This is a genomic window from Roseivirga thermotolerans, assembly GCF_014653175.1.
In the GTDB taxonomy this organism is placed as follows: Bacteria; Bacteroidota; Bacteroidia; order Cytophagales; family Cyclobacteriaceae; genus Roseivirga; species Roseivirga thermotolerans.
On sequence record NZ_BNAG01000002.1, the window covers coordinates 482622 to 495385 of the forward strand.

13 protein-coding genes are annotated in these 12764 nt (G+C 43.6%); 10 read left to right on the forward strand and 3 right to left on the reverse strand.

All coding sequences use genetic code 11. The annotated features are described in order from the left end of the window. Positions 1 to 12: 12 nt before the first annotated feature. Both IE164_RS08115 and IE164_RS08120 read right to left on the reverse strand, forming a co-directional pair. Positions 13 to 906: a DNA-3-methyladenine glycosylase family protein gene (locus tag IE164_RS08115; RefSeq protein ID WP_229838583.1), complete on the reverse strand. Its 894-nt coding sequence runs from the start codon at positions 904 to 906 to the stop codon at positions 13 to 15. Between the two features lie 58 nt (positions 907 to 964). Then, a complete protein-coding gene (locus IE164_RS08120) occupies positions 965 to 1540 on the reverse strand; it encodes a hypothetical protein (RefSeq protein WP_189629713.1) in 576 nt (191 codons plus the stop codon). Positions 1541 to 1835: 295 nt separating this feature from the next. Between IE164_RS08120 and IE164_RS08125 the strand changes: the two genes are divergently transcribed. The 10 genes from IE164_RS08125 (at position 1836) to IE164_RS08170 (ending at position 10733) form a co-directional block, all read left to right on the forward strand. Further along, the gene (locus tag IE164_RS08125; RefSeq protein WP_189629714.1) at positions 1836 to 2570 is read left to right on the forward strand and encodes a phenylalanine 4-monooxygenase; all 735 of its coding nucleotides are present in this window, start codon (positions 1836 to 1838) and stop codon (positions 2568 to 2570) included. A gap of 20 nt (positions 2571 to 2590) precedes the next feature. Further along, on the forward strand, positions 2591 to 3172 hold the full coding sequence (hisH, locus tag IE164_RS08130; RefSeq protein WP_189629715.1) for an imidazole glycerol phosphate synthase subunit HisH: 582 nt from the start codon (positions 2591 to 2593) through the stop codon (positions 3170 to 3172). Between the two features lie 140 nt (positions 3173 to 3312). Further along, positions 3313 to 4032 (forward strand): 1-(5-phosphoribosyl)-5-[(5-phosphoribosylamino)methylideneamino]imidazole-4-carboxamide isomerase, encoded by a 720-nt coding sequence (hisA, locus tag IE164_RS08135; protein WP_189629716.1) that lies wholly within the window; start codon positions 3313 to 3315, stop codon positions 4030 to 4032. A gap of 53 nt (positions 4033 to 4085) precedes the next feature. Then, positions 4086 to 4847 (forward strand): imidazole glycerol phosphate synthase subunit HisF, encoded by a 762-nt coding sequence (gene hisF / locus IE164_RS08140; RefSeq protein ID WP_189629717.1) that lies wholly within the window; start codon positions 4086 to 4088, stop codon positions 4845 to 4847. Further along, positions 4844 to 5461 carry a bifunctional phosphoribosyl-AMP cyclohydrolase/phosphoribosyl-ATP diphosphatase HisIE gene (gene hisIE / locus IE164_RS08145; RefSeq protein ID WP_189629718.1) on the forward strand — a complete coding sequence of 206 codons (618 nt, stop codon included), beginning with the start codon at positions 4844 to 4846 and terminating at the stop codon, positions 5459 to 5461. The genes hisF and hisIE overlap by 4 nt, the downstream gene beginning before the upstream one ends. Before the next feature lie 134 nt (positions 5462 to 5595). Then, positions 5596 to 7944 (forward strand): TonB-dependent receptor, encoded by a 2349-nt coding sequence (locus IE164_RS08150; RefSeq protein ID WP_189630059.1) that lies wholly within the window; start codon positions 5596 to 5598, stop codon positions 7942 to 7944. Then, positions 7937 to 8389 carry a thioredoxin family protein gene (locus tag IE164_RS08155; protein WP_189629719.1) on the forward strand — a complete coding sequence of 151 codons (453 nt, stop codon included), beginning with the start codon at positions 7937 to 7939 and terminating at the stop codon, positions 8387 to 8389. The genes IE164_RS08150 and IE164_RS08155 overlap by 8 nt, the downstream gene beginning before the upstream one ends. A 19-nt stretch (positions 8390 to 8408) precedes the next feature. Continuing rightward, positions 8409 to 9197 (forward strand): transporter, encoded by a 789-nt coding sequence (locus IE164_RS08160; protein WP_189629720.1) that lies wholly within the window; start codon positions 8409 to 8411, stop codon positions 9195 to 9197. Between the two features lie 7 nt (positions 9198 to 9204). Beyond that, positions 9205 to 10113 carry a citrulline utilization hydrolase CtlX gene (gene ctlX, locus IE164_RS08165; RefSeq protein WP_229838584.1) on the forward strand — a complete coding sequence of 303 codons (909 nt, stop codon included), beginning with the start codon at positions 9205 to 9207 and terminating at the stop codon, positions 10111 to 10113. A 257-nt stretch (positions 10114 to 10370) separates the two neighbouring features. Then, positions 10371 to 10733 carry an STAS/SEC14 domain-containing protein gene (locus tag IE164_RS08170; RefSeq protein ID WP_189629721.1) on the forward strand — a complete coding sequence of 121 codons (363 nt, stop codon included), beginning with the start codon at positions 10371 to 10373 and terminating at the stop codon, positions 10731 to 10733. Between the two features lie 73 nt (positions 10734 to 10806). Here the strand turns inward: IE164_RS08170 and IE164_RS08175 are convergent, their stop codons facing one another. Next, positions 10807 to 12549: an amidohydrolase family protein gene (locus IE164_RS08175; protein ID WP_189629722.1), complete on the reverse strand. Its 1743-nt coding sequence runs from the start codon at positions 12547 to 12549 to the stop codon at positions 10807 to 10809. Positions 12550 to 12764: the final 215 nt, after the last annotated feature.

Below are 12764 nucleotides of genomic sequence, written 5' to 3' on the forward strand. Positions count from 1 at the left end.
TTTGTTCTGGCATTAGGATGAAAGACTGTTCCACAGGTAAAAAACCGTATACGCCTCCCAACCGGGCATGGTTTTAAAAAAGGCTCTAATAGCGTCTTCGTTTTTCCGGTCATCGATAAGCCCCAGGTTAAAGAGCGCCTGTGTAAGGCCAGTGTCACCAAAAGGAATGGCTTTAGGGGCACCAAACGACTTCATTAAGGCATAGTTGGCCGACCAAACGCCAATACCCTTTACTGAAGTAAGCAGCGCTTGTTTGCTCTCAAAATCGGGTAAAGTCAGCAAACGTTGATGGCTAATGTTGCCCGAAACAAAAGCTTGAGCCACGTTTTTTAGGTACTTCAGTTTGCTTCGCGAAAATTGCTGATGGTTGTGGAGGTATTCCTCATCTATGGTCAACATTTTTTCGGGGCTAGGGAAGTGGTAAAGATCCATTTCCTTCCATGTTAACTTTTCGCCATAAAGCTCAACCAATCTTCGTTTGAGTTTATGTGCAAAAGAGAGGTTGATTTGTTGCCCTATAATACTCCAGCATAAGGCTTCGAACAAATCGGGTATGCCCATTATGCGCAAACCATGCAGTTGACTGCTCAGATGGGCTAGTTTTGGGTGGCTTTCCACTAGTGCGTAAAAAGGTTTCAGGTCTCGGTCTGCATCGAACCATCGGCCTACGTACTGCTTTAGTTGTTCTGTTTGATGGGGAGTGAGGCTTTGAGGAGTTTCGATGATGATTTCATTGCCCCTGCCAGTCAGAGCTACAGGTATGTACTCATTTTCCAGTTTAATTAGCCGAAACACCGAACCATCAATAACCTGATAAAGTATTTCATCTGTGCTTCTGTACAAGGCGTTTAAGCACTTATTAAAATCGAATGGAGGGGAGCAAGCAAGGTTCAGTTGAGTTTTCACAATTCAACTTAGAAAAATATGGTCACCATATGTGAAGACAAATGAAAGAGTTTGAAAATTAATCGATGACTTCTCGGGTTAGTCGAATGGTAATGTCGTGTGGGGCTGGCTGATTTCCTCCAAAATAAGGCCATAGCCAGTAGTTCTCACCACTTTCACAGTTGTCGGTGCGCGGCATGCGAATGGTATTCATTCCATCTCCAGAATACTCATAATGGTCGGTAGCAATCTTTATTCGGAGGCTTAGGGACTCATTAATTTTTGCCGTACCCATCATTTCAAAGCTAAGTTGCCCTTCCCGGTAAGTATAGGCGAGTATTTGCAGCTCGTCATTAAACCAGCGCCAACCAATGCGGGCGCTTTCGCTCTGATGATCCTGACCACAATCCGAAAACCCTACCAGTTTATTAATGTCGGCCTGATCGGAAGCAACTTCTAAAGTGTATCGGGCGCTTTCATCGAAAAGAGCTGTTACCGATATGCCATTGCCTGAAAAAGGTTCGTTTCGGAAAATAGAACTGTGAGACCCTTCAGGAATGGTAAACACTTCAAAGCCTGTGTCCGGGTCAATGTCTATGCTTTGGTTGCATCCTAATATGCTGATTACTAGCAGTATAAAGGCGTAATTTTTCATGAGTAGTTTGTAGTTACTAAGATAGCGAACTTTTTTATAGCGGGTTCAAAAGTCAACCGGCTGTCCTATTTATGTATGTTTTGATGTAAAAAGTGAGAAATAACTTGCGCCTAAAAATGGATAAGCTACTTTTGTAGCCATGTTATTCGCAAACGCATATTACTACCACTATTACCATGCTACGCCAGCGCGGAACGGTAGTTTTATGTTTTGATTGATTTAAACTCATTGAAAATAGATAAACCCGGTTCCGCAAGAGCCGGGTTTTTTTTGTGCTTAAAACTTAGAAAACCATATGAAACAGATTTACGAAAATTACACAGCAGAAGACCAGAAAGTATGGAAGATTCTGTTCGACAGGCAATTTCCTGAGTTGCCCAAAGCGGCCACTAAGGAGTTTCTGTTGGGCCTCGATAAGGTAAACTTTACAGCCGATGCCATTCCCAATTTTGATGATACCAACAAAATTTTGCGGCAACTTACCGGTTGGGAAATCTATGCCGTTCCGGGAATAGTGGAAGACGGTTTGTTTTTCGAGCTAATGTCGAACAAAAAGTTTCCGGCTACAACGTGGGTTAGAAAAATGAGCCAATTGGACTACCTGGAAGAGCCAGATATGTTTCATGACGTGTTTGCTCATATTCCTTTGCTCACTAATCAAGCCTTTGTAGATTTTCTTCAGGCCATCAGCCAATTTGGTCATGAGTGGATTGAAGACGAGTGGGCTATTCACTTGCTTTCTAGAATTTACTGGTTTACGATTGAGTTTGGCCTTATCAGAGAAGCGGAAGGTCTACGTATCTACGGAGCCGGTATTTTGTCTTCATCAGGAGAAACCAAATATTCCTTGTCTAATGAACCTAACCATTTTGCTTACGATGTAGATCATATTTTAGATACGGGCTACCGAAAAGACCGAATGCAGGAAAACTACTTCATTATCGATTCTTATGAGCAGCTTTACGAGTCGATTCCTGAAATAAAAGAGAAGATTGAAAAACGATTGAAGGAAAGACCGGTTGTATCCTAAGCTTAAAAGATTTCAAGAATATGAGTGTAGCCATTGTGAATTACAATGCCGGTAATGTGCAGTCAGTAACCTATGCCCTGCAACGCTTGGGGGTAGAGCCTGTACTTACCGATCAGGCTGAAGTGCTTCAGTCAGCCGAAAAGGTGATTTTTCCGGGGGTGGGAGAAGCCAGCACGGCCATGGAATTTCTGAGAAAGAAAGGGCTCGATGTGGTTATAAAGAATCTGAAACAGCCTGTTTTTGGAGTCTGTTTGGGGCTTCAGCTAATGTGCAAGCATTCGGAAGAGAATAATACCGATTGCCTGGGTATTTTTGATGTGCAGGTGAAGAAGTTTGCCCCAAAGCTGAAGGTGCCACAAATGGGTTGGAACAATTTGGAGCAAATGAATTCGCCCCTGTTTAAGGGCTTGCCTGATGAGCCCTTTGTGTACTATGTACATAGCTATTATGCCGAACTGAGTGATCATACGGTGGCAGAAACGAACTATGTAAACCGCTTTTCTGCCGCTTTGCAAAAAGAAAATTTCTATGCCTTGCAAGCGCACCCCGAAAAAAGTGGAAAAGTTGGAGAGCAGATTCTACGCAACTTTTTGGAGTTGTGAGAGATAGTTTGGAGTTGTGGGAGATAGTAAAAACCGCAAATCGATAGTTATTGAGAGGCAAAAAGAGCTTGTTTCTCAGGAGTCTGCAGTATCAGCCAGGCTAAAAAATCATTGACGAATAAACCCTAAAGATTTCAGCATTGAAAATAATACCCGCAATAGATGTTATCTCCGGCAAGGCCGTTCGCCTTACCAAAGGAGATTATAATCAGAAAAAAGAATACTCAGATAGCCCCTTAGAGGTAGCCCAAAGATTTGAGCAGGCCGGAATTACTCATTTGCACCTTGTGGATTTGGATGGTGCAAAAGCCCAAAAACCTCAAAATCTGGAGGTTTTAGAGGTTATTTCTTCCAAAACCCGGTTAAGAGTAGACTTTGGAGGAGGAGTGAAGTCTGGCGAATCGCTTGAGGCTGTACTCAAAGCCGGTGCACAACAGGTAACAGCCGGAAGCATTGCAGCCAAAGATCCGGAGATGGTTTTCTCGTGGCTGAAGCACTATGGTGCAGAAAAAGTTATTCTGGGGGCGGATGTAGTCGATGAAAAAATAGCCATAAGTGGTTGGCAGGAAGACTCGGGGCTCGATTTGTTCCCCTTTTTAGAGCAGTATTTAGCCAAAGGCGTAACGTATTGTATTTGTACTGATGTGAGCAAAGATGGAATGCTTCAAGGACCTTCAATCGAGTTGTATAAGAAGATAATTAAAGAGTTTCCCCAGCTAAAACTTATTGCTAGTGGAGGTGTGGCCGAATTGAACGATTTATATGAGCTCCGCGAAGCAGGTCTTTATGGTGCCATAGTTGGCAAAGCCTATTATGAGGGGAGAATATCTCTGGATGAACTAGCCGCCTTTAATAAGTAGAACAGGCAAAACTGCCTTTTATAACTGAAAACCATAGATCGTATATCTATATCATGCTAACAAAAAGAATTATTCCCTGCCTCGATATCAAAGATGGCAGAACGGTAAAAGGAGTCAACTTTGTGGGCTTGCGCGATGCCGGAGACCCGGTGGAACTGGCGGCAAGGTATGCCTTAGAAGGTGCCGATGAACTTGTTTTTCTGGATATAACCGCCACGGTAGAAAAGAGAAAAACCCTGGTGGAACTGGTAAAACGGGTGGCGGCAGAAATCAATATTCCATTTACAGTAGGAGGAGGCATTAGCTCAAAAGAAGATGTGTCGGCTTTGCTTAATGCCGGGGCAGACAAAATCAGCATCAATTCATCTGCGGTTAAACAACCGGGGCTGATCAACGAACTGGCTCAGGAGTTTGGTAGCCAATGTGTAGTGGTGGCCATAGATACCCGTTGGCTTAATGAAGAGCATATTGTTCATGTGAGGGGTGGCAGAACCCCCACAGAACTGAGGACTCTTGCCTGGGCAAAAGAGGTAGAGGAGAGGGGAGCCGGTGAAATTTTGTTAACCTCCATGGATCATGATGGAACCAAAGCCGGGTTTGCGAATGAGCTGACGGCCCAAATCTCAACCATGGTATCTGTGCCCGTAATAGCCTCGGGTGGAGCAGGAACTATGGAACATTTTGTTGAGGCCTTTTCGAAGGGCAAGGCAGACGCTGCTCTGGCCGCTAGTATCTTTCACTTTAAGGAGATTGGAGTGCCCGAGTTGAAGACATATTTAAAAGAGAAAAACATCCCTGTAAGAATAGAACAATGAGGAAGCTAACAGACATAAATCAAGTAGATTTTGAGAAGGAAAATGGGCTGGTGCCGGCCATTATCCAAGACCTTAAAACGGCCAAAGTACTGATGCTCGGCTATATGAATAAGGAGGCTTTGGAGAAGACTCTCCATACCGGAAAAGTTACATTTTTTAGCAGGAGCAAACAGCGCCTATGGACTAAAGGTGAGACCTCTGAAAATTACCTTCAACTAAAGTCTGTGGCCGTAGATTGTGATAGCGACTCTCTATTGGTTTTGGTAGAACCAAAGGGGCCAACCTGCCATACAGGATCCGATACCTGCTGGGACGAAATCAATGTGAACAACATCCAATTCCTTTCCTATCTCACTCAGGTTATAAAGGAGAGAAAGCAGCTGCCGACCGATGAATCTTACGTGGCCAGACTATTCTCAAAGGGAATAAATAAGGTGGCTCAAAAGGTAGGAGAAGAGGCGGTAGAAGTAGTGATAGAGGCTAAAGATAATGATGAAAAGCTGTTTCTAAACGAGTCGGCTGACTTACTTTTTCACCTAATGATGCTCCTTGAGGCCAAAGGATATACGCTAAATGAGGTAGTTTCAATACTTAAAGAAAGACATGATAAATAGTTTGGTAACTGTTTGATTTAAAAATAATTAATTAATATAATTTAGATTAGTCTAAAAATAAAATTAGAATAAAGTAAAGTATTATTTAGTCTTATGATTAGAAGTGTTTAACTTTGTCGAAATATTTTACTGCGATGAAGGCTGTTTACGTTGTACTGATACTCTTTTGTGCTTTCCAAATTCAGGCACAATCTGTGATAAAAGGAAAGGTAGTGGATGGCGATGGCCCTGTAGCCGGTGCAGTTGTATTTGTTCAACAGAGTAACATATCTGATGTAACTGACGCTCAAGGGCGGTTCCGGATTGAAGTGGCCGAGGCCTTGCAAGTCACACTGGAAGTTCGATTTGTGGGCTATAAAAGAACACTCAAAAAGCTTAATCTCAAGCAAGGTGAGACCCTGGAGATAGAGCTGGTTTTAGAGTTGGATGTGCTGGGTTTAGATGATGTGGTGGTAAGTGCCAGTCGCTATGAAATAGACAAAAAATCAGCACCAGTTGCGGTGAGTGTAATCGGTCAAAAATTGTTCAATGCTACCCAGTCTCAATCGCTGGCCGATGGCCTCAATTTTCAGTCGGGAGTAAGAGTTGAAACCAATTGCCAGAACTGCGGATTTACCCAGGTTCGGTTGAACGGATTGGAGGGGCCTTACACACAAATTTTGGTCAACAGTCGGCCGGTGTTCAGCGCGCTAATCGGGGTATATGGTTTGGAGATGATTCCGGCATATATGATCGAGCGGGTAGAGGTTGTAAAGAGCGGAGGTTCGGCACTATATGGTTCCAATGCCATTGCGGGTACAATCAATATTATTACGAAAGAGCCGGTTCTCAATACCTGGGAGGCCAGAAGTAGTTTTGCTTCCATTGATGGACGAGCCAGCGACTGGAATCACTCTGTCAACGGCTCCTATGTTTCCAATAGTTTGAACTTCGGAATCACAGGCTTTGCCACCAGCCGCAGTCGTGAATCTTTCGATGCCAATAACGATGGCTTTACAGAAATGGTGAATCTGCAAGCCGAAACGCTAGGGCTAAAGAGCTTCTATAAGGTGGGGCGAAACACAAAGCTCTCGGTAGATTTTAACTACATCAATGAATTTAGAAGAGGAGGAAACCGGCTGGATTTGAGGCCTGAGTATACTGATATTACCGAGCAACTCGACCATGAAATAGTGATGGGGGCCTTTAATATCGATCAGTTTATTGGTGAAAGAAACAAGCTTTCGCTATATGCCTCCATGCAGCAAACAGATAGAGGGAGCTATTATGGCGGGTTGGGAGGAGCCAGAACACCTGAAGATAGTCTTTTAGCTGCCAATGCTTACGGTATTACCGATGATATGAGCTGGATTTCAGGCTTGCAATGGGTTCATTCCAATGATGGCTCTCATTCATTCACCTCAGGTATTGAATTTCAGGAGAACACCACAGACGATGGTATTCCCGGCTATAACCGTGTGGTGGACCAGTCGGTGAAGAATATAGGCTGGTACGGACAATGGGAGTGGCAGCTCAACTCAAAATTAAAGACCCTGGCAGGGGCTCGTTTCGATAGGTCTTTGGTAGAAGGTACCTATCAGGTTGGTGATTTTGATCGAACTATTGACAATGATTTTGGAGTGATTAGCCCACGATTTACGCTGCTCTATTCTTTCAGTTCCAATTGGCAGTTTAGAGGGGGCTATGCTCGCGGCTTCAGAGCTCCTCAGGCGTTTAATGAAGATTTGCACATAGCTTCGGCCGGAGGAGAGCCCGTATTCGTTTTGCTCTCCAACGGGTTGGAAAAAGAAACTTCCGATGCCTACACCGGTTCGTTGAGCTATACCCGGGCAGAAGGGCAGCGGCAGTTTGAGCTGAACTTGCAAGGATTCTATACCCAACTCAACAATCCCTTTGTTTTGGTAAATACCGGGAGTCAGTTGCCCAATGGTTCCATCATAGAAGAAGTTAGAAATGGTGAAGGGGCTTTGGTAAAGGGACTAAACCTCGAACTTAACTATACCCCTTCGAGCCGATGGGTGGCTCAGTCGGGTTTTACCCTCCAAAAAACGCGTTATGAACAAGAGCAAGTACTTTATGAGCCGGAAAACCCGGGAGAAGGGCAGTTGGTGACAACTCAACGATTTACCCGTATGCCCAATGCATACGGCTTTTGGAACCTGACTTATGAAACAACTACAGACTGGCAGTTTTTTATTTCCAATGTAGTTACGGGCCCCATGGTGGTGCCAGAAATACTGCAAGAAAGTGGTGTGCTGGTGCTGCGTAATTCCGGTTGGTTTTGGGATACAACCCTTAAGGCATCGCATCATTTTCACATTGGTAAGAACCTGCACATAGAACTGAGTGGGGGTATTCAGAACCTTTTCAATAGCTATCAGGCCGATTTTCAGACCGGGCCCACAAGAGATTCTGACTACATCTATGGCCCCGGACGTCCCAGAACCTATTTTGTCAGTCTTAAACTGAGCAACAATGATTAAATCGGGGCTCATCGGGTGTTTGTTGTACTGTAGCACGACCGTTTGGGCTCAGGTCAACTGGATGAATTTTGAACAGTTGGATAGTGCCCTGACCAAAGCCCCAAAACCTACCGTGGTTTTTCTTGAAGCCGAGTGGTGTGCCTACTGTAAGAAAATGCAGAAAGAGGCTTTTACCGATACAGCGATACAGCAATTACTGAACGACAAATTCTATGCGGTGAAACTGGATATCGAAAACCCAAACCCGTGTGTTTTTGATGGAAAGGTATTTAACGGTGCTTCTAATAAGGGCTTTCATGAAATGGCCTACCTTTTTGCCGAAGAGGGCGAAGAGCCTGTTACACCAACCCTAGCTATATTGGATATGGAGTTCAAATTTTTGACAATTAAAAGGAACTACCTCTCCAGAAAAGAGCTACTCAACCTACTACGTAAGGCCCATTAATTTTATACATTTGTGGCTTATGAAACAGGTAAGTCAATTCATTTGTGTGCTGTGTTTTATGGCACTGGTTGTACAGGCCAGAGCACAGAATATTTACACAGACAGGCCCACCCAAACCACCTCTTCTGCCATTGTTCCCAAGGGAGCATTTCAGGTTGAAACAGGGTTTTATTTGCTGGAATATTCGGTTGCCACCATGCAACCGAATGGCAATAGTAAATACCAGTATTTCTCTCTAAACAATACTCTGCTACGCTATGGTGTTTCTGAACGGTTTGAATTGCGCTTTTCCCAGGAAGTAGGTAAAAGAAGACAGGTAATTGATGGTAATATTCTCTTTGTGAACGATGCCCAAGTGGCTCCTACCATGTTTGGCGCCAAAGTGGGATTGGTTAAGGATAATTCTTCCCTACCGGATATAGGGCTTATTGTAAGTGCCGGAGGCGGGATTTTTGAAGAAACCCAAAGTGGCCTTCTTACCGATATACGGCTGGCAGTAGATGCCCCTCTGGCTGAGTCGCTGGCTCTTTCGGCCAACCTGGGAATGACCCACAACAATGGTTTTGAAAACAGAAATACCTTTTACACCCTCATGTTTGCCTATGGGCTCAATGATAAATTGGGAGTGTTTATTGAATCTTATGGAGGATTTCCAAAGGTCGGACAAAGCGAACATGCCATGGATGCCGGCCTTACTTATTTGCTCAGCTCCAGTTTGCAGATAGATGTTTATGGAGGTACTGGGCTTTCGGACAGTGCTTCCAACCTGTTGTTGGGCTTTGGTTTGAGTAAACGATTTTTAAAATAGAAAATATATGAAGCAAGCGGCTGCTAAGATAATGATGGTTCGACCGGCACATTTTGGTTACGATCCATCTACCGCAGAAACAAATTCATTTCAACAAACAGAAGGAGCAGAGCAACAATATGCAATTCAACGTCAGGCCGTAGAAGAATTTAATGGTGCGGTGGCAACCCTAAGAGCTACGGGTATCGATGTGGTGGTGATTGACGATACCGATGAGCCAAAAAAGCCAAATGCGGTGTTTCCGAACAACTGGGTTTCCTTTCACGATGGTCGTGTAATTCTATATCCCATGTTAGCCGAAAACAGGCGATGGGAAAGACGAATGGATTTGCTCGATGAGTTAGCTGAGGCAGGAGTACCTGTGAAGGAGGTAATAGACATTTCGAAATATGAGGCCGAAGATAAGTTTTTGGAAAGTACGGGAAGCGTGGTCATAGATTATGAAAACGACCTGGCCTATGCTTGCCTTTCTTCGCGAACGCATAAAGACGTTCTCAATAAGCTCTGTGAGCTCAACGGTTATGAGCCTGTCCTTTTTGAGTCTTTTAATAAGGAGGGAGTTCCAGTATACCACACCAATGTGGTTATGTGCATAGCCAGTAAGTATGCCGTTATTTGCGCAGAGTCTATTAGAGAAGACCAGCGTTTTGATGTCTTGCAAACGCTTAAAACAACCGGTCATGAGGTGGTTGAAATTACCATGGATCAGATGTACGGATTTGCCGGTAACATGCTGGAGGTTGAAAACCAGCAGGGAGAGTCCGTTTTGGTAATGTCACAAACGGCCTATGACAGCCTCACAGAGGCTCAAATACAGTGTCTGTCGGCACATTCTAAAATTCAAACCGTACAGATTCCTACTATAGAAAAGTTTGGTGGTGGTAGTGTGCGCTGTATGATGTGCCGCGTACTGTAAAGGAGAGCGTACAGTACAAACAAAGAAACCAGGCTGTAATGGTATGAATTGGTCTCGGGGCAGGTCTATCTTATTTGCCCCCGGGCCCATATGGCCATTGATTAAGAAGGGGGAATACCTTTTTTCCTATAGAATATTTTCCCGGAAAACGTGGTGCATAAAATTATTGTTAACTATCTGATATTTAAGAAGTAAGGTTTGATTATGATGTCTTTCTTACTAATTTTGCACCCGCTTTTGAGAGAAGGGTCTTTGAGATGATTAAGGTTGAAGTGGTTGATAGTTTAAAGCTGGTCTCCGGCAAAATTGAAGGAGACCTGACCAAAGAAATCGCCAAGAGGTACTTTGAACAAGTAGGGAAGATTGCAAATCAGAATGGGTTGAATAGAGTGATAACTGATTTGCGTGAGGCGAGCCTCAAGGCTGATGAAGTCGATATGAGTGAACTTTCTCAAGAGCTTGCTCAGCTTGGAGTGTCATCTTTTTACAAACGTGCAGTTGTGGTTAGGGAAGATGTAAAAGGATACAAACAGTGGGAGAATCATAATCTAAGTGCAGGCCATAGAGATATGCGTTTGTTCGTAGATCATGAAACGGCTATGGAGTGGTTAGCTGAGTGAAAATTTGAGGCTGTCGGGTAGGGCAGCCTCTTTTTTTTGTCCTTATTTTGCCCTTTTTCTTTAGTTTAGGCCTTCAGTACTTTTTTAAATAATGCACCGGATTTTCCCGCGCTATTCGGTCGAATTCAAGCTCCGTTAATCCCCCTCTTAACTGCGCAAGCAAATCTTTTTCAGAAAAGTGATTACGCACCACGTAAAAATCAGTGCCAAATAATACCCGTTGGCTCAACTGCGGATTTATATCAGGGTTAATGGTCTCCTTAAGAAGAGGAAGTATTCTGGGCTTACTCAGTATATAGCTAATGTCGGCATATACATTGGGGTATTGCACCATAAGGCTGCACATAATGGAATACCAGTCTACAAACCGCCATACCTGCGAAAGGATGTTCCAATTGATGCTTGAGTTTTGGTTGAGACGAAAATCAATACCCCTACTTCTGTCCTTAATTAACTGTTGCGAAAAAGAATACCGGTCCGATTCCAAATACTTTACCCATTCCTCTTCACCTCCAAAGTGAGCCAGGCATACCTTTAGGTGAGAAAGGTGGTGAGCCAATGGGGTCTGCTCATCTACATATCCAAAAAGCTCTTTAAGGACAGGTTTGGTCGATTTGGCTACCAATGTTCTCAACAGAGGTTCGCTGAGCAGGCACAGATAGTTGAGCGGATGGGTGAAATTGATACTGAAATCGTAGTTCTTTTTTTCAGGAAGGCTCAGCGGTCTCATATTTCCTTTGCCATCAGACTCCTGAAAAACCGGATGCTCATTCCATTCTTTTTTCTTTTTACCTCTGTAGAAAATTGTGCCTGCTATAGCGTGGGTCATTATAGGAATCCCACGGTCGGCTGCATATTTCCATAAGGGCAACAAGTCTTCATCGAAAGGATAGTAACCCAAGGCAGGGTAAATTTTAAATCCGCTGAACCCTTGAGTTTCTATGTATTCTTTAATAGCACAATCGTTCAGGTTTACTTTTCCATTGTCTACGGTATAGCTAAAGAATGAGTCGCCTTCCTCTCTTATTCTTCTTGGGTCTATGAACACAAAGGGCTCGAGCCACTGCCCCGAACTGCTTTTCTTCAACTTTACCAGCTCAGCCATTTGTTGTTTAAAAGCGCCTTGAGCGGGCAATTTTCCAGCTTCCATGTATTTCATATCCATGGGTAGTACTACAAATCGGGTTCCTGAAGGATATTGATTTTTTAGACGTGTAAACACTCCGCTCTGCGTTTTATACAAGGCAAACCGGCCCAGCAACAAGTATCTTTCCAATAATTCGAAAGTGCGTTTGCCGGGAATAAACCGAAGGAACCTCCAAATGAGCTTAAGCAGTGTAAAAATGATCTTGCGCGAATTAGGAATTAAAAAAACAACGATTACTACCAGACTGATTTGCCAGACCACAGAGGGGTGCTTTAATACCACAAACCATTCGGCTAAACGCGCCTGAAGCTTTTCGATTTGTGCTAAGAACCCGCTACTTGCCGGGCTTATGGACGAAAGCCAGGAAACCAGAACAAAGAAGGCATTAATGGATAGCCAAAAGGCCAACACTTTGAGAAGAATACCCGAGAGTATGTGATTGTTGATGGCTTGAATAAAGTCTTTTACGCGGTTGTAAAGCGAGTTGGGGGCATATTTCTGCCGACCGCTGAAGCGAAGCCATTTCTTAATGCCCGAAGTGATCCATCGTAGATTGATAAGATAATAGAAAGGCCAAAACACAAATGATTTGGCTAAAAAGGGAGGCACATGGTCGCGGGTGAAAATATGCGTATGACAATTGATGATTTCTTTTTTGGCTGAAGGCATAAGGTATGTGCGTTAGGAAATGGAAATTACAAAAAAACAACTGTCGTTCAATGGGTTAGAATATGGGCTGAGGAAGAGATGTCTGTTTTTTGGCCAAGTATGTCTGAATTTTAAACCTTGTTTTTTATTGAATAACCTGAAGACTGGGTAAGTTTACACTTGTTCATTGGAGCAAAACACTGCAATACCACAATCAAACCAAACAAGATTATTTC